17 protein-coding genes are annotated in these 17429 nt (G+C 61.7%); 11 read left to right on the top strand and 6 right to left on the bottom strand.

The window, feature by feature from the left end; all coding sequences use genetic code 11:
- The first annotated feature begins 4 nt into the window (after positions 1 to 4).
- The gene (locus J2D73_RS01880) at positions 5 to 1627 is read left to right on the top strand and encodes a peptide ABC transporter substrate-binding protein (RefSeq protein WP_207878865.1); all 1623 of its coding nucleotides are present in this window, start codon (positions 5 to 7) and stop codon (positions 1625 to 1627) included.
- Here J2D73_RS01880 and J2D73_RS01885 read toward each other — a convergent pair.
- Entirely contained in the window at positions 1621 to 2319 is a 699-nt protein-coding gene (locus J2D73_RS01885; protein WP_207878867.1) for an SDR family NAD(P)-dependent oxidoreductase, read from the bottom strand. The genes J2D73_RS01880 and J2D73_RS01885 overlap by 7 nt on opposite strands.
- Positions 2320 to 2421: 102 nt before the next feature.
- Here J2D73_RS01885 and J2D73_RS01890 point away from each other — a divergent pair, with 102 nt between their 5' ends.
- On the top strand, positions 2422 to 3708 hold the full coding sequence (locus J2D73_RS01890) for an MFS transporter (RefSeq protein ID WP_207878869.1): 1287 nt from the start codon (positions 2422 to 2424) through the stop codon (positions 3706 to 3708).
- Between the two features lie 18 nt (positions 3709 to 3726).
- On the opposite strand, the gene J2D73_RS01895 is transcribed toward J2D73_RS01890, so the two are convergent.
- Entirely contained in the window at positions 3727 to 3987 is a 261-nt protein-coding gene (locus tag J2D73_RS01895; RefSeq protein ID WP_207878871.1) for a hypothetical protein, read from the bottom strand.
- Positions 3988 to 4302: 315 nt separating this feature from the next.
- Here J2D73_RS01895 and J2D73_RS01900 point away from each other — a divergent pair, with 315 nt between their 5' ends.
- From J2D73_RS01900 to J2D73_RS01915, 4 genes are all read left to right on the top strand, one after another.
- Entirely contained in the window at positions 4303 to 4992 is a 690-nt protein-coding gene (locus J2D73_RS01900) for a phosphoadenylyl-sulfate reductase (RefSeq protein WP_207878873.1), read from the top strand.
- An 18-nt stretch (positions 4993 to 5010) separates the two neighbouring features.
- Entirely contained in the window at positions 5011 to 5805 is a 795-nt protein-coding gene (gene cysD / locus J2D73_RS01905) for a sulfate adenylyltransferase subunit CysD (protein ID WP_026397419.1), read from the top strand.
- Positions 5806 to 5821: 16 nt separating this feature from the next.
- Positions 5822 to 7714 (top strand): adenylyl-sulfate kinase, encoded by a 1893-nt coding sequence (gene cysC, locus J2D73_RS01910; protein WP_207878875.1) that lies wholly within the window; start codon positions 5822 to 5824, stop codon positions 7712 to 7714.
- Between the two features lie 236 nt (positions 7715 to 7950).
- Positions 7951 to 8655 (top strand): hypothetical protein, encoded by a 705-nt coding sequence (locus J2D73_RS01915; RefSeq protein WP_207878877.1) that lies wholly within the window; start codon positions 7951 to 7953, stop codon positions 8653 to 8655.
- A gap of 101 nt (positions 8656 to 8756) precedes the next feature.
- Here J2D73_RS01915 and J2D73_RS01920 read toward each other — a convergent pair whose 3' ends face one another.
- The 3 genes from J2D73_RS01920 to J2D73_RS01930 form a co-directional block, all read right to left on the bottom strand.
- Complete coding sequence (locus J2D73_RS01920) at positions 8757 to 10901, bottom strand: phosphocholine-specific phospholipase C (RefSeq protein WP_207878879.1); 2145 nt, start codon at positions 10899 to 10901, stop codon at positions 8757 to 8759.
- 296 nt (positions 10902 to 11197) lie between these two features.
- Entirely contained in the window at positions 11198 to 11464 is a 267-nt protein-coding gene (locus tag J2D73_RS01925) for a GNAT family N-acetyltransferase (protein ID WP_207878881.1), read from the bottom strand.
- A gap of 110 nt (positions 11465 to 11574) precedes the next feature.
- Positions 11575 to 13020, bottom strand: coding sequence for a sodium:solute symporter (locus J2D73_RS01930; protein ID WP_207878883.1), 1446 nt, complete (start codon positions 13018 to 13020; stop codon positions 11575 to 11577).
- Between the two features lie 502 nt (positions 13021 to 13522).
- Between J2D73_RS01930 and J2D73_RS01935 the strand changes: the two genes are divergently transcribed.
- The 5 genes from J2D73_RS01935 to J2D73_RS01955 all read left to right on the top strand — a co-directional run bounded on the left by J2D73_RS01935 (position 13523) and on the right by J2D73_RS01955 (position 16403).
- Positions 13523 to 13765, top strand: a complete 243-nt coding sequence (locus J2D73_RS01935; protein ID WP_158093369.1) for a hypothetical protein — start codon at positions 13523 to 13525, stop codon at positions 13763 to 13765.
- Between the two features lie 196 nt (positions 13766 to 13961).
- Entirely contained in the window at positions 13962 to 14525 is a 564-nt protein-coding gene (locus J2D73_RS01940; RefSeq protein WP_026397425.1) for a NifU family protein, read from the top strand.
- A 113-nt stretch (positions 14526 to 14638) separates the two neighbouring features.
- On the top strand, positions 14639 to 15220 hold the full coding sequence (locus J2D73_RS01945; protein ID WP_207878885.1) for a malonic semialdehyde reductase: 582 nt from the start codon (positions 14639 to 14641) through the stop codon (positions 15218 to 15220).
- Positions 15217 to 15933 carry a tRNA (adenosine(37)-N6)-threonylcarbamoyltransferase complex dimerization subunit type 1 TsaB gene (gene tsaB / locus J2D73_RS01950; RefSeq protein ID WP_207878888.1) on the top strand — a complete coding sequence of 239 codons (717 nt, stop codon included), beginning with the start codon at positions 15217 to 15219 and terminating at the stop codon, positions 15931 to 15933. The genes J2D73_RS01945 and tsaB overlap by 4 nt, the downstream gene beginning before the upstream one ends.
- On the top strand, positions 15930 to 16403 hold the full coding sequence (locus J2D73_RS01955) for a GNAT family N-acetyltransferase (RefSeq protein ID WP_207878890.1): 474 nt from the start codon (positions 15930 to 15932) through the stop codon (positions 16401 to 16403). The genes tsaB and J2D73_RS01955 overlap by 4 nt, the downstream gene beginning before the upstream one ends.
- 15 nt (positions 16404 to 16418) lie before the next feature.
- Here J2D73_RS01955 and J2D73_RS01960 read toward each other — a convergent pair whose 3' ends face one another.
- Complete coding sequence (locus J2D73_RS01960; RefSeq protein WP_207878892.1) at positions 16419 to 17156, bottom strand: M15 family metallopeptidase; 738 nt, start codon at positions 17154 to 17156, stop codon at positions 16419 to 16421.
- Positions 17157 to 17429 lie beyond the last annotated feature (273 nt).

Here is a 17429-nt window from a genome sequence, read left to right on the forward strand (position 1 = left end):
GGCTTTGACGCCCCCCCTGTCACGGCGAAATTTCATCGGGGCGGCTGGCTGTGTCGCAGTCGCCGCACCCCGATGGCCCGCCTCCGCTGACGCGCCAAGCCAGATCATCGTCGGCCTGGCGCAGGAGCCGACCGTTTTTCATCCGCTGTTGCCGCATATCGAGGTCGATGACGGCGTTCATATGAACCTGTTCAGCCCCCTCTGGTCCATCGACGCCAAGGGTGCGTTCGTACCAGATCTGGCTGAAAATGTGCCCGACCAGGACAATGGCGGTGTGAGCGCAGACGGGCTGACATGGCGCGTGAAGTTACGGGGCAATGCGTTCTGGCACGACGGACGCCCGGTCACAGCCGCAGACGTTGTCTTCACATTTCAAACGCTTCTCGATCCATCCTTCCCCGCTTACAGCAGGAAAGGTTTCGAGTTTATCGAGAATGTCGAACAGACCGGTCCTCTTGAACTGACCTGGCGCATGCGCAAGCCGTATGCGCCGTTTCACGCCATTCTGGCCAGCGCCATGATCGTCCCGGCGCATCTTCTCAAAGGCGTTTCTGACACAACGGCTTTTACATCCAAACCTGTGGGAAGCGGTCCCTTTATGTGGGACGAGCGCGTTCCTTCCGACCACATACGCCTGCGCGCCAACCCACATTGGCATTTGGGGCGAGCCGGCGTCGATTACGCAATAATTCGCTACATTCCCGACGTGACAGTCATGTTCACACAGTTCGAAACGGGAGAAATCGACTACCTCGGCATGCCGGGCATTCCGCCCAACAGATATCGTCAGGCGCTGACGTTGCCAGGACGGCAGGTCTTTCGAGCCCCGCAGCCATTTGTCGAAAGCATAGCCATCAATCTGGCCCGGCCTCAATTCCACGACATTGTGGTAAGGCAAGCAATCTACACAGCGATTGACAAGCAAGGCATACTGGAGACTCTTTTTGAAAATATAGAATCCGATACGGAATCCTTCCTGCCATCGCAATCGTCCTACTACAACCCGGATCTACCAAAGCAGAAATTCGATCCGCAAGCCGCCGCCGAAAGCCTCGATCGGGCCGGGTGGCGCCGCAGGCTTGGCGGCGTGCGCGCCCGCGACGGCGTCAAGCTGGAATTCGTAAACGCCACGACTTCCGGCAACGCATTACGCCAGCAGGTGCAGGAAGTCATTCAGCAAAACCTTGCCGATATCGGCATCATCATGCGCATTGAGAACCGGCCTGCCGCCGTGATGTGGGGGGGATACTGGTCACAATCGCGCTTCGACACGGCGCTGGTGTCCGTCGACTTCATGACAGGATCGGACCCCGACGCCTCAAGCTATTTCACATCCGACGCATCGCCTGCACGGGGCGGCGCAGGGCAGAACGTGTTTCAGCTTGCTGACAGCCGGATAGACTCCCTGTTTTTGAAAGCGAACGCCAGCTTCGATCACGAAACGCGTCTGTCTTATTATCGGACGATCCAGAGCCTTGTGCGCGCCGATTTGCCGTTTCTGCCGTTATATCAACAAAGCAATGTCGAAGGCGTACGCACGGGCCTCACCGGATTTGAAAGCAACGTCAACGTGCGTTCCAACCTATGGAATCTCGCACGCTGGCGTTGGACTTCTTCGGCTCAGTAAAGGTCTTCTTCCGAGCAACTCACCGCCAGCTCGGCGACGTTCGCCGTGTTCGGCAGGTCAAGCACCATGCCAACCATACGCGCCAGGTCAGCAGGTTGCGTCATCTCCGCATCTTCACGCGAGGTGATGCTGCGCGCCATGTCGGTCGCAACGAACCCGGGACATATGGCGGTGGCGCGAATTCCGTCGTTCCAGCCCGTACGCTTGATGCTGTGCGTAAGAGCAACGGCTGCATGCTTCGTGATTGCATAGGGACCGGAATCGGCAGATTTGACGCGCTTTCCTGAAAGCGAAGCGACGATGATCACGCGCCCCTTTCCACATTCCCTTAGATGCGGCCACGCCGCGCGAACAAGACGAATCGGTGATTTGAGATTGACGTCCAGCATTGCGTCCATCTCGTCGTTTTCAATCGTGAGGATCGATTTCGGAATCATGATCCCGGCATTGGCGATAACCGCATCGATACGTCCGAACGCAGTGACCGTCGACGACACCCAGTCCTCTTCCCCTCCTGCACTGGCGTCGAACGCGTGCGTATGCAGCGTGGGGGACGCCTCCAAAGTTGCGGGATCGCGCACACCCGCACTAATGGACCACCCTGAAGACTGCAGATGCTCCGAAATCGTGCGGCCGATTCCTCTGTTTGCTCCAGAAATCATGGCGACGCGACGCGTATGCAGGTTGTTCATGGCCGCTTCCTTCAATACGTTACAGAAAAGAAATCGCCCGAGGCGATTTGCGCACCATAAACCACGATGTCACGAAATGGAATTTCTCATGACGACCGCTCCATGACGATTTCGTCCATATCTGTAAAGAAGTTTCAACGTCGTGTTCTTTTCGCCGGCGCAAGCGGTCTTTTTACGGACGGCTATATGCTCGGCTCGATCAGCCCGGCGTTGCCGGGCGCCATCGCCACGCTCGGGCTGGGATCGACTGGCGCAGGAGCCGTCGCTGCTGCGCCATTTCTCGGGCTCCTGCTGGGCAGCCTGTTCGGAGGCCCCGTGATCGACCGCTACGGTCGACGCATTCCGTTCGTGTGGGACATGTGGCTGTTCCTTCTCTTCGCCATCGGACATGTTTTCGTCCATGGACTGGCGGATCTCGTCGCCCTTCGCTTTCTGACCGGACTGCTGCTCGGCGTCGATTACGTCGCAGGCAAGGTTTATGTTTCGGAATGCGTCGCGAACGAACGTCGTGGCGTGATGATGAGCTGGCTCAGCGTTTCGTGGATCGCCGGATACACCACTGCGTTCGTCGCAGGCTCCGGGCTCCGACAAATTTTTGGCGCCAACGACTGGCGACTGATTTTCGCCAGCGCCAGCGTCCCTGTACTCGTCGCCATCGCCTTTCGTAGAAATCTCCCCGAAACCGCGCCATGGCTCGCCCATCACGGACGAATAAAAGCGGCGCTGGCTGTCGGCAGACGCTGCTTCGGGGCGCACTGGACGCCAACTACCGCCGCAGCTTCCCCGGTTCCACATTCGTCCGGCTGGAAAGCCCTCGTCAGACCTCCGCAACATCGCGTCACCTTTGGCGTTGTTGCGTTCTATTCGTTGCACAACGTTCCTTATCTCGTACTGAACACCTTCCTGCCCGGCGTTCTGGCGGGAGTCGGCGTGCGGAATCCGTTCACTGCGGGCATTCTCTACGACGCCCTGATCCTGGCGGGCGCATTGGTCGGCCTGAAACTGATTGACGTTGTGGGGCGCAGAACGCTCGCGATTGGCAGCCTCTGCATTCAGGCTGCCCTGCTTTTCGGCGTGATCGCCTGCTCCACGTCGCCCCAGATTACGCTGATCCTGCTCGCCCTGTTCGGCGCGGTGCTGGCGTCCGCAGACAGTCTTACCTACGCCTATCCGCCAGAATGTTTCCCCACCGCATTACGCGCTCTGGGCATCGGCCTGACGGTCGCAGCCAGCCGGGCGCTGGCGACAGTCGCGACGTTTATCTTCCCGCAGTTGGTGACAACCTATGGCATGCAGCGGGTGATCGCTGGACTCGGACTCGTCCTTGCTGTCGGAGCCGCGATTTGCGCAGCGACCCTGCAGGAAACGCGCGACGCCCATATTACATAAGAGCGCCCCTGTGATGCGTCAGCGGTGAACCTGTAACAACTTTGAAGGCGGGACAACCGCAGAAGCCCTCGGCGAAAACGCCACGCCAATCGCTTTGCCGGTTGGCCGCTGCGCCGCAGCACGAGGCGAGAGCGTCGGGCCGACCGCCGGAAGCGCCCGCTCCATTACAGGTGATCGGGCCTCGTCCCACGGACGCCAGCTCGTCAGTTGCGCGCGTGCATCCAGCCCTGCGACAGCGAGAGCCGAAAGCGCAAGAAGCGTCAGAACAATGGTTTTCATGCCGTCTCCTCAAGCGCTCACCACCACCGCACCACGCCCTTCGGCGCAGCGTCACGCCCAACCAATAGCTGCATTGCCTGTAGCGAATACGGCGAACGTGTAGCGAAAAGTAACAGGCTACAGTTGCGCCGGGCCGGACCGTTGATCTCGTGGATAGCGGTGTGTTGTCGCCGACGTTCAATTTACACCATTAAAAATAGTGATTTCCTCCATCAAGAGCGACCGGGGTTTATCACTTGATATCAAGCGTCCCCCCCACTAAATGGAAGCCACAAATTACGACCACAATTCGTGCAACACGGACTTACCGCGATAATGTCCCTGACTTCCGACAAGATATCGACCATCGAACGGGCCGGCGACGACGCCAGAGCGGTCTTGCGCAGCGCGCTGGAAACGCTGCACGGCGACGTCGCCGTGCTTTCGTCCTTTGGTGCGGAATCGGCGGCGTTGCTGTCTCTGGTCGCAGACATCGCGCCCGCGACGCCGATCCTGTTTCTGGAGACGGGACAGCACTTCCCGGAGACCCTGGCCTATCGCCGGGCATTGGCGACGCAGTTGGGTCTGACCGACGTACGCGACATCCGACCGAACCCGGACGCACTGAGAAACCGCGACCCGGAAGGACAGCTCTGGGCGTTCGATCCGGACGCCTGCTGCCAGCTACGCAAGGTCGAGCCCCTCGATCTGGCGACATTGCCATTTCACGCGCTGATCACCGGGCGCAAACGGTCGCAGGCGAGCACGCGGCAACGCATGGAAATCGTCGAACCCAACGGCGAAGGCCGTATCAAGATCAACCCGCTGGCGACGTGGTCCGCCGCCGACCTCGACGAAGAGATCGATCGGCGTTCGCTACCCCGCCATCCGCTGAGCCTCCACGGCTACCCCTCCATCGGTTGCGCGCCCTGCACGCGAGCGGTGGGCGAGGACGAAGACCCGCGCGCCGGACGTTGGGCGGGGCTCGACAAGACCGAATGCGGCATTCATCGCCCGGCTTTATAAGAGAAGGTTACCCCGATCATGGATCACCTCGACCAACTGGAAGCCCAGAGCGTCTTCATTCTGCGCGAGGCGTACCGGAAGCTGAAGCCGCTGGCGATGCTCTGGTCGCTGGGCAAGGACTCGAACGTCATGGTCTGGCTGGCGCGCAAGGCTTTCCTCGGCCGCGTGCCGTTCCCGGTGATGCATGTCGACACGGAAAAGAAATTTCCGGAGATGTACCAGTTCCGAGACGAATACACGAAGAAGTGGAATCTGGACCTCCTGCTGGGCTACTGCCCGCCGGTCGAGGAAATGGACCCCACGCTGCCGCCTGCCGCCCGTTCTGCAGCGCGCAAGACGGCTGGCCTCGCCAACATGATCGAGACGCACAAGCTGCAGGGCGTCATCGCGGGCATCCGTCGCGACGAACAGGGCACCCGCGCCAAGGAGCGTGTGTTCAGCCCACGCGGCGCCTCGCACAAATGGGACATCCGCAACCAGCCGCCGGAGTTCTGGGACCAGTACGCGACGCCGCACGAGGAAGGGATGCATATCCGCGTCCACCCGCTGCTCGCGTGGCGGGAAATCGACATCTGGCGCTACATCGAGCGTGAAGGCATTCCGCTCGTGGACCTCTATTTCGCCAAGAACGGCAAGCGTTATCGCTCGCTGGGCGACAAGGACATCACCAACCCCATCGAGAGCAACGCCTCGACGCTCGCCGAAGTCATCGCCGAGCTTGAGACGACCCGGACCTCCGAGCGCGCAGGACGCGCCATGGATCATGAGTCGGAAGATGCGTTCGAGCGACTGCGCGTCGCGGGCTATCTGTGAGCGGCGGAGCATAAACATGAGCGAGACACTGACCGCCACGACCGTCATCGACCCGATCGATCGCGACGTCGCCCTCGAAGCCGCAACGCCGATCGTCATCGTCGGCCATGTCGATCACGGCAAGTCCACCCTCATCGGGCGTCTGCTCTACGACACCGACAACCTTGAAGACGGCAAGGTCGCGCAGATCATCGAATCCTCGAAGAAGCGCGGTCTGGCCATCGAGTGGAGCTTCCTGCTCGACAGCCTGCAGATCGAACGCGATCAGGGCGTTACGGTCGATTCCACTCGCCTGCCCTTCCGTCTGGGCGACCGGCAGTTCGTCATCGTCGACGCCCCCGGCCACCGGCAATTCCTGCGCAACATGATCACCGGCGCCGCTGATGCCGACGCCGCCGTGCTGGTCGTGGACGCCAACGAGGGTGCGCAGGAGCAGACCCGCCGCCACGCGATGCTGCTGCGCCTGATCGGCATCCGCCACATCATCGTGCTGCTGAACAAGGTCGACCTGCTTGACTTCGACGAGCAGCGCGTGGCCGCCGTCCGCCGCTCGGTCACCGACCTGCTCGGTCAGCTCGGGCTTGAGCCTGCTCTCTTTGTCCCTGCCTCGGCACGCGACGGCGACAACATCGCCAGCCGTTCCGACCGGTCCCCCTGGTACACGGGGCCGATCCTGACCGAGGCGCTGGCCGCCGTCCCCGGCGCCGACTCCCGCGCCGGGCTGCCCCTGCGCCTGCCGGTGCAGGACGTCTACCGCTTTGACGACAAGCGCTACGTGGCGGGTCGTATCGAGCGCGGCGAAATCCGCGTCGGCGACTCCCTGACGATCGGCGCCCAAGGCAGCGTCGCGCGCGTCGCCTCCATCGAGCGCTGGCAGGCTCCGCAGCGCGATTTCGCGCTGGCGGGCGAATCCGTCGCCATCACGCTTGAACCGGACGTCATTCCCGATCGCGGCGACCTGCTGTTCCCCCCTTCCGCAAAGCCCCTGAAGGCGGCGCGCATCCGCGCACGCCTGTTCTGGCTGCGACAGGAGCCTCTGCGTGTTGGCGAAAGTTTCCGCCTGCGCCTCGCCACCGCCGAACATCAGGTGACGGTGGCGTCGATTGATTCGGTCGTGCGTCTCGACGATCTGACCGAACAGGCCGCAAGCGAAGTCCCACCGGAAGGATTCGCCGAAATCACCCTGGCCGCCGCCGAGGCGATCCAGTTCGATCCGTTCACGCCGGGCACGGCCGACGGTCGCGGCGTGCTCGTCGATCGCAACCAGCGCATCGTCGGCGGCGCGCCTCTTCTGGGACCCGCTGAGGTCAGCGCCGAGCACAACGCGATCCACCCGTCCGGCGGCGCCGTCGACGCGGCGCAGCGTCGACGCGTCAAGGGTCACGGCGCGCGCGTGGTCTGGCTCACCGGCCTGTCTGGCGCGGGCAAGAGCACCATCGCGCGTCATGCGGAGCAGCTTCTGTTCTCGCAGGGCGTCGACGTGTCAGTTCTGGACGGCGACACATTGCGGATGGGCTTGTGCAGCGATCTTGGCTTCAGCGAGGCCGACCGCCATGAGAACGTCCGCCGCGCAGCCGAAGTGGCGCGTATCCTCGCCGAGACCGGACAGGTCGTCGTCGTCGCGCTTATCTCTCCTCTGGCCGCAGACCGCGCCCTTGCGCGCCGCATCATTGGCGACAGCTTTGATGAGGTGTTCGTCGACACCAGCCTGAGCGTTTGCGAAGGCCGGGACTCCAAAGGGCTCTACGCAGCGGCGCGCGAAGGCAAGATCGCGAACTTTACTGGCGTCAGCGCGCCATACGAGGCGCCGGAGAAGCCGGAATTGCGCATCGCCGCCGACGCAGGGTCCGCCGAAACACATGCGCGCGAACTGACTGAGTTCGTTCTCGGGAAAATCGGGCGCGGCTAACGCCGGTCTTTCGATCTTTCAGAAAAACGCGGGCTTCGGTCCGCGTTTTTTGTTTGTTCTGGCCTGCGCGAATGATGGGCGGCTATGGGCAGCGCGTGCCCGCTCCGGCTGGCGCCCGTCAGCGGCGGCAATTCCATTTGCATTTCATTCGCAGATAGATATTGCAAATGCGACTGGATCGCAATTAGAGTGAGCGCACCACATTGGAGGCCGGCGCGGCGGCGTCGGATTTGCCCATGAATGCGACCATGACCTGCTCCCTCGCCCTGAACGACCTCTCCACCAGCGAGCGCCTGACGATATGGACTGTGCGCCGACTTAACAGGCCGCTCCAGCCATCTCTCCGACACCGCACAACGCTGGCGATGCCCTGTTTCCGTCAGGACTTCGAAGCCGTATCCGCAGCTTTCCGCCGCGCCGCCTCTCGTCTTGCCCGACGTAACATGCGCCTCGGCGATATCGGATTGCCGGCGGCGGAAGGCGTGACGCAAACCGAAGCGCGCTTCCTCGCGGCGACCTCCGCCGCGCAGAATGGCGAACGGACGCGCGCGCGGGACATTCTGCGCCCCCTGTTCCCCCATCATGCAGTGCTGGGACCAATCGTCACGGCCATTACACTTCTTGGGGCCTGCATGGCCGGAGCCGGACATTGGCTGCCCCGCTCTGCACGCACGGGGCTTCCTTCCGAAACCGTCGTCGCGCAGCAGGCAGATACGGAGTCCACCATATCCGCACGCGTCATACGCCTTGAAACGCGTCGCGCCATGGCCGAAAAAAAGGGAGAAGACACGACCGCCGCCCGCGACGCCCGCCCTCAAAGCTTTATCGGAGGAGCGGCGCTCACGACTCTGGCGCGGTGGCATGAACTGGATCTTGATGCGACGCCGGTACTTTGGGCGCGCACCGACCACGCTGCGCCGCATCCTGAGATACAACGATAACAGACCGCATCGCGGCGTGTCCCTGCTGAAGGACGCACGCGGCGATAAAACGACGACCGCGAGCCTGCGGCCTTTTACCGCAGGCTCGCGGCACTTAAAATTCAGGCTGGATAATCTGAATTATGATGATGGCCGTGAGGATGACCAGGCTCAGGCAGATGGTCAGCCACGCCGCCCATCAGCGGGTCAGTAATGCTGTCGCGCCCATTCTCAATGTGTCCGGCCAACTGCATGCGGAAGTTGCTGTCGCCCTCAATTTCCACGGTCAGATCATACCAGCCGCCACAGGCGCCAGCCTCCAGACGCAACATGTGAGATTCCATCGGGCGTAACCAGTGCCCCGACAGCTTCTGCCCGGTATAGGCGTCCGTGAGCAACAGTCTCACGCTATTGAAACCGTGATTGATCAGATCAACATGAAGAATCTGCTCTCCATGGTCGACCCGCGTGTCCATCCCCAATCGCGTGGCGTTCGCCGATTCAAAATTCCCCTTGCAGGAGCGGAAAAATCCGTTCGGTCCATAAACGCTCAGGTCATACGCACCCGCCGTGGAGGCGTCCCACACGTCGCTCAACCGCTTGCGCGCCTCAACCGTGTAATAACGCATCTCCGACGTCGCGGTCGCGTCACGCACATGGAGCACTGCGCCCGCGTCGCCCGAGTTACGGAAACCGAGGACGAGCTTTCCTGACTCATGATGCGGCGTCATATGGACGTGCAGATTATACGGCAGAGCACGGGCACGACGGATTCCCGTTTCCTGAACAGGCGTCGCCTGCTCAGAAGGAACCGCCGGCACATAGCTGCTGTGTCGTTTGGAATCCTTTGGCGCGTAGCTGCTGGTCGCTGGAAGCGCTTCCAGCCTTCCGTTCGGATTGCTGAAATCAAAGGCGGATGTCAGATCGCCGGAAACCGCGCGGCGCCACGGAGTGATGTTGCTTTCGATCAGACCCGGGTAATGCGGCGCAAAACGCGTTTCGAGGAAACGTATCAAGGAGGTGTGGTCAAAAACCTCGGAATTGACCCACCCTCCCCGGCTCCATGGCGAAACCACGACCATCGGGACACGCGGGCCAAATCCATACGGGCCAGCTGCGTAGCTGCCACTCCCGGGAAACAATTCGTTCTCAATGGAAACCGTGGACTTTCCATGACGGTCGTCGGTCGGCGGAGAAGGGGGCACAATATGGTCAAAGAAGCCGTCATTTTCGTCGAACATGACGAACAGGGCAGTTTTGCTCCAGACCTCAGGATCTTCCGTCAGAATGTCGAGAACCTGCGAAACATACCATGCTCCGTAATTCGCAGGCCAATTCGGGTGCTCGGAATAAGCCTCCGGAGCTACGACCCATGAAACTTGGGGGAGATTTCCTGACTTCACGTCGGCGCGCAGGATGTCAAAAAATCCGCCCGACTCAGCAACGTTCGTGCCGGTCCGCGCCTTAAGCGCCAACGGAGACGATGAAGGCGCGTTTCGGTACTGGTTGAAATACAGCAGAGAAGAATCGCCGTAGTTTCCGATATAGGGATTACTGGTCCATCCCCAGGATCCGGCGGCCGTCAGCCCCGTGCCAATGTCCTGATACACTTTCCAGGACACACCTGCTTTTTCCAGTCGTTCCGGATATGTGGACCAGCCGTACCCGGCTTCAGCGTTATCGACGACTGGGCCACCGCCGCTGCCGTCATTTCCTACCCAGCCCGACCACATGTAATAGCGGTTAGGATCGGTGGCTCCCATGATGGAGCAATGATACGCGTCGCAAATCGTAAATGCGTCGGCCAGAGCATAGTGAAACGGAACGTCGTCACGCGTCATATGGGCCATGCATGTCGTGGACTTCGCCGCGATCCAGCCGTCCCATTTTCCGTCGTTCCACGCCTCGTGCGTCGTTTTCCAGTCATGCGGCAGGTCGGCGAGGAACTGCATACCCATATCGGGCGCGTCCGGATGGAAAGGCATCACCACGGAACTGCCGTGGGGCTGCTTCCAGACGCTGTCTCCTGAGGGCAGACGCACGGCGCGTGGATCGTTATAACCACGTACGCCCTGAAGCATTCCAAAATAGTGATCGAAAGATCTGTTTTCCTGCATCAGGAAAATGACATGCTCGACATCGTCAATAGAACGCGTGCGGTTGTTGGCCGGCAAAGCCATCGCCTTGCCAATGCTCGCCTGCATGGACCCGGCCATGGCGCCGGAACCGAGAAGTTTCAGGAAATTTCGACGATCCGTCTGGTTCATTGGGGCGTATTTTCACTTCTCGTTAAAAACGCGCGCAACATATCAACGGGATTATTACCATTGGTGACAGATTTGTGAATATCCTATGAAATGTCGGGAGGCAATCCAAAGACTCTAAACTTGGACGCCCCTAAAAAACACAACACGTGAATTTCGAGACGAATAGCGTCTCCTGACATGATCTGAGAGATTTCTCTATGCCCAACAGGGGCAACGCCATTACAGGCCCAACTACGCTCGCAAAAAAACGCCCTATATTTCAGGAAAAACTTCCAACCAGAAACTATCGCACCGCCTCACCCCGGGCGGGTTTCGATTCCGTGACGCTTCAGCCACACCGTCGCAAAAGAACAATGTGAAACGATCGAACGTTTTTCCGCACGAGCAGCGTCCACGGCGGCGCTCACCAAAGCGGAGCCCACGCCTCGGCCGCCAAGCGCGTCGGGCACCAACGTATGCTGGATGACCAGCGCGTCGCCGCTACGCTCATAAATCAGCGTGGCCAGATGGCCTTCCATGATCGTTTCGAAACGATTCTGGCTTACATTATCGACGATCGTCATCGAAGCTCACCTTCCCAGCCGGGCCCTGCGACACGAACCTGATCCGCTCGCGTCCGCGCTCAAGTAAAGGGCCTGTCCAATCAGTCGACATCTACCGACAAGAGGACGCCCTAGGCGCGCCCACGCCGATTCAACATCGTCAATGGAACGCCTACGAGAAAGGTGACACAAACGCCGAGCGGAACCAACCACGGGAACGCTATGGTCGCGCCCCCGGGGCGCACAAACCCGATGATCATCGCCATCGCGACGATCGTCGCAAGAAACGCCGCCATCGCCGCTCGCTCCTGCGCGCCGCGCACGACCAGCCCCAGAAGAAACGCGCCCAGCAACGCCCCGTAAGAATACCCGGCGATCTGCAATCCGAACACCAGCGCCGAATGCGACGATCCGGCGAACGCCAGAGCCGCCGCGATCAGCGCCACCGCCCAGAACGCCGTCACGGCGCGCGCAAGAAGCCGACTTTCGTCGCGACGCCCCAGCAGGTCCGACAGAGTAGAGCCTGTCATGGCGTTGAGCGCCGACGACAGCGACCCCATCGTCGCGCTGATGACGCCCGCGACCAGCAGACCCGACAGTCCCGGCGGCAAATCCTGCACGATGAAGCGCGGAAACAGTTCGTCCGGCGACCGGAAGCCCATATCGGCCAAGGCGCGCCCACCCTCACGCGCCCACAACAACACGCCGCAGAGCGACAGCAGCGCGAACAGCACGGTCACGACGACCGCACTGGCGACCATCGCCCGCTGTGCGTCGCGCAGCGACCGCGCCGCCATCGCGCGTTGCACCATAAGTTGATCCGCTCCGTGCGAGGCCATAGCCAGCAGCGCTCCGCCAACGATGGCCGTGACCGGTGCGTAAGGGCTGGTCAGCACGGCGTCATGAAACCCGAAAACCGCGAGTCGCCCTGACGTCCAGATCGCTCCCTGCTGCGTTGCATCCAGCCTGCTCCACAACAGCCACGCCGATATCGCTGCGCCGAACGCATAGAGCGTGAACTGCGCCGTGTCCGACCAGACCACCGCGCGCAACCCGCCGATGGCGGTGTACACGGCCGTTAACGCCGTCATACCGACCAGCACCGTAAGTGGCGAAAGGGGGAGCCCGCGTGCAGCAAGAAGCGCGCAAACCGGCAGAGTGGCGGCGAAAAGCCGGACGCCTTCGGCGAGAAGCCGGGTGAGAAGAAACGTGACCGAGGCCAGACGCTGCATGGCGGGACCAAAACGCAGCCCCAGGTAATCATACGCGCTCGCCAGATCTCCGCGCATATAAAGCGGCAGCATCACGCGCGCGACAGCGAAACGACCGAGCAGGTATCCCGCACCCAGCCCGACGAAGACGAAACCGTGCCCATAGGCGATGCCGGGGATGCTGATCACCGTCAGCGTCGAAGTTTCGGTGGCGACAATCGACAGACAGATCGCCCAGGCGGGAAGATCGTGATGCGCCTCGACGAGATCCGCCCCGGTCCGTGAAGCGCGCGACATCCACAGCGAGCCTGCAGTCAGGGCGGCAAGCCAGGCGAGGATCACCACGGGATCGAGCAGTCCCGTCATGCGCGCCGCCCAAGCGCTACCAAAAAGCAGTCGCACTCTTTTCTGGGGTGACCGGCCGACGGCTCTCCGTCAATCCGGCGTATTTTCGCCGCGCGCGGTGGCGCCGCCTCTTGTCCGTTCAATGAATCCGCTCTGTCCGGTTGTTGTGATTTTAGACTTCACCGTCCGGCGCAATGAGCGCGAAACCGGTTACGCGGCGCATACTTGGCCTCGGTCGGGGGCCAAAGGCAAATCCTTGCGATAGCGAATCGGCACAAGCTCTCGCTGCGGTCAGCCCATCAAGTTTGCGGCTCAATACGATTCATCTTAGAAATCGCACGGAAGCGGCCACGCGTGCGTGATCAGGCGCGCCGGGTGAGGCAGCTGCGAAATCGCGAGCCAGTCATCTCGTGCGCTCTGCCGAAATCGAACATGGCGCCGACGGCCCACGCCGCCGCCAAACACAGTCTGCGAGACCATGCCACCCATCCGGCGTTTTCAACCACCTCCCGACCTGCCAAAAATGCGCAAGCCCAAGGGAATGAAGCTTGCTGTGATGGCAGTGCTCGCCGTTGTCTACGTCGTCGGCATCTGGGCGCTCAGCCACCGGCCGGCGCGGAAGACCGTCATGTCGATCGTCGACATTCCCGTCGATGTCGTGAAGACACACAAAACCTTCCCGCCGCCCCCGCCAATCGCCGTGACTTTGGTCGAGCCGACGCCGGTCGTCATCCCGCCGCCCCGGCTCGTCATTCGGGGCCGCTGAGCCCCCCGTCCACGACCCGCATCACGGCGCCGCGACGCTGATATTCCGACGCTGGGCCTTGCCTTCGGCGACCGGGCGCCACATCTGGAAAGCCATACAGGACTGTTTCCGTCCTCAATTAAACGACCCGGACTTTACCGACCCTGACGTTCCAGCCGTTCTGACCGAGGCGCACGGGTCGACACAGGAGCCATCAATGTTCATCGAGACCGAAGGCACGCCCAATCCCGCCACCCTGAAATTCCTCCCGGGACGCGACGTCACCGGCGACGCGGGAACCGTCGATTTCATTGACGCTGATGCTGTTTCGGGCCGCTCGCCCCTCGCCGAAGCCCTGTTCGCGCTTCCCGGCGTCTCCCGCGTGTTCATGGGTTCGGATTTCGTATCGGTCACGAAGAGCGACGATGAAGACTGGAGCACACTGAAGCCGCTGGTCCTGACCGCGCTGGTCGATCATTTCGTGTCCGGGCGCCCGGCCGTCGAAAACGACGCCGCGACGATTGAGGACCCGATCGCGCCCGGCGACGAGGAGATCGTGCAGCAGATCAAGGAACTGCTCGACACGCGCGTCCGGCCGGCGGTCGCCAGCGACGGCGGCGACATCGTGTTCCGCGGCTATCGTGATGGCGTCGTGCGGCTCAGCATGCAGGGCGCCTGTTCGGGCTGCCCGTCCTCGGGCGCGACCCTGAAGCACGGCGTGGAAAACATGCTGCGCCATTACGTCCCGGAAATCGTCTCCGTCGAACAGGTCATGGGCTGACCTATCACGCCTCGCCCTGGAAAGCGCCCTCTGGCACGCGCTTTCCTGCGGGGGTATTGAGCGTTCCGCAGGCCGCCTCATCCGGCGCGGCCCCGATCGCCAGGGACAGCCTTATGCCAGTGGATGACAGCGCTCTCGATCTCCTCTTCCGGGACGCCAGAACGCCTGCGCGCTGGACCGGAGAACCCGTCAGCGAAGAGACGCTACGGACGCTTTACGACCTGCTGAAGATGGCCCCGACCTCGGGCAACTGCTCGCCGGGGCGCTTCGTCTTCCTTACGACTCAAGACGCGAAAGAGCGCCTGCGTCCGGCACTTTCCGAAGGCAATGTCGAGAAAGCCCTCGCGGCGCCCGTGGTCGTCATCGTCGCGCACGACCCGTTATTCTTCGATCAGTTATCCTACCTGAACCCGGAGCCGGACCTGCGGAGCTGGTTCGCAGCCGATGTCGGCCTTTCTGAAGAAACCGCCTTCCGCAACGGATCGCTGCAGGGCGCCTATCTCATCCTCGCTGCGCGCGCGCTCGGCCTCGACGCACTGCCCATGTCGGGCTTTGACGGGGCGCTGGTCGAAGACACATTTCTTGCAAGTGACGGTTGGCGCGCCAATTTCCTTATCTGCCTCGGTCACGGCGAACCGCTGGACACGTCCCGCGCGGCGCGCCTGCAGTTCGACGAGGCCTGTCGCCTGCTGTGACCGCCCCTGCCGCTCTAACCGTCATTGTCCTAGACGCCTCTCCAGCGGGCGCGCTGGTCGGCGCACGCGTGGCCGCAGTGCGAATCGCCGATAACCGTGAGGCGACGCCCCTTCACGACGAGGCCCGAGCCGGTCACGACGGAATTGCCGCCATGGCCGACATGCTACGGACATGTCTTCGCGCAGTGGAGCCGCACGCTCCCGACCTGATCGCCGTGTGTGTCGGTCCCGGCTCCTTCACTGGCTTGCGGACATCCTGCGCATTGGCGTCGGGTCTGGGGTTGGGCGTCGGCGTACCCGTAATCGGCGTCACGAGAGGCGAGGCGCTGTCTGAGGTGCTGAACGCCGCTGTAGCCGCCGAACGTCTCGACGGCTGGATTGCTCTGTATGGCGCACGGAGCGGCCGCTGGTTCGTTGAGCAGTGCAAGGCCAATAACCAGATCAGCGAAGCTCGAGCGGTTGAGAGCGCCGGGTGGGCGCCCCCGCAAGGCCGGTGGCTTCTGGCGGGAGACGCCGCAGCGGACGTAATCGGCGCATTCGACGCCAATGCCCTGTCACTCGCCGTGCAAACCGGCGCGGATTGTGTGCAGATCGCACGCGCTGCGGTCGCACAGTTCCAGAATTCGTCGCCATTTCGCGCGCCGCTTCCGCTCTACGTCGACCAACCTGAAGCCAGCAAACCCGCAGGCGGCTTGAGGTCTATGCCGGTTTGACGACTCCGGCCAACCAACCCCCAATCGTCCAGGAGGTCGGGCCTCCATTCGCCGAAATCCTGTCGATGCTGCATGCTGACGGCTTCGGCGGGCGGGAGCATTGGTCGGCGTCTGATTTTATCACGCTTCTCAGCCTGCGCGGCGCACTCTGCCTGCTGGCGTCAGTTGGCGGAGAACCTGCAGGCCTCCTCGTGGCGCGCTGCATCGTCGACGAAGCCGAAATTCTCACGATCGCCGTTGGTCGTCCCTCCCGCCGGCGCGGCGTTGCGCGTGGGCTTGTTCAGGCGCTGCAAGAGCATGCGCAAAACAACGGCGTCGCCAAAATTTTTCTTGAAGTCTCCATTCTCAACGACGCCGCCAAGCGCCTTTATCTTGATACCGGTTTTGTCTCGACAGGCACACGACGCAATTACTACGAAGATGGGTCAGACGCGGAAACGATGACATACGAGACGCCATCGCCCCCTTAACCGAGGAAAAGTTATTTATTTAGCTGGGATATCCTCGAAACGGATATTCTGCACTGGATAGAGCCGCCAGTCGCGGTAGTCGAAATGCCACCACTCCTCGGGAAGTTGCGTGAAGCCCTCTCGCGCCATGGCGTCACGCAACAGCGCCCGCGCAGCGTTTTGCGCCTCCGTACCGCCCGCGTAATCAGCATAGGCGCGACGCGTCATCTCGTCGTATCCGCTGGGCATTTCAACAGGCTGACCGGTTTTCAGATCATACAGCGAAAGATCGACGGCGCAGCCGCGATTGTGCATCGACCCCAGCGCCGGATCTGCGACGAACATGTGCTTGTCCGAAGGAGTGGCGTCCCAGAACAGTTTCGTTACATACCATGGTCTGTAACCGTCGAAGATCAACAGCCCATACCCCTGCGCCTTGAGGGCTTTCAGCACGCGAGCGAGCGCTTCCGCCGCCGGGCGTTCGAGAAAAGCCCGCGCCTGCGAATAGAGCGGTTCGCCCAGAAAATTGCGCGACGTCGCGTATCGAATATCGAGGTGAAAATCCGGATCGAGCGTCGTCAATTCTACGAGGTCCGGCTGCCGCTCGTCGCCACGCGGCGCAGGTGGAGTGGCTCGCAGCGCCGCGGGAAGCAGCGTCGAGAGCGGTTTCAGGGGCCGTATTTGAAAAACGGACATAGCTTCGGCGCGCGCTACGGCGGTCATCAGCGTCATCACCGTCACTCCGGTTACGATTTTCAAAATAATGTTCCGCATACAGACTTTCCAGACAATCACGGCCGAACGCCGTTCGATTTGGCCCAGACGCGTCGAACCACCTGGTCACATAAAAACGGTTTCGAAACAATACTCCCAAAAACGTCATGACGCACGCGAATTACCGCCGCCTGAAAATCTTTCGCGCGCAAGCCCACGATAAAAGATCGCCCTTATTCGAACGGCTTGCCGCGCTTTGGGAAAAGGTCGCGCGACGCCGACCGGAATCCGCCGACGCCAAGGTTGCACTGCAGCGAGGGCAACGAAAGCGAC

Origin of the sequence: Acetobacter sacchari, from assembly GCF_017377715.1 — a bacterium.
Lineage (GTDB): Bacteria > Pseudomonadota > Alphaproteobacteria > Acetobacterales > Acetobacteraceae > Acetobacter > Acetobacter sacchari.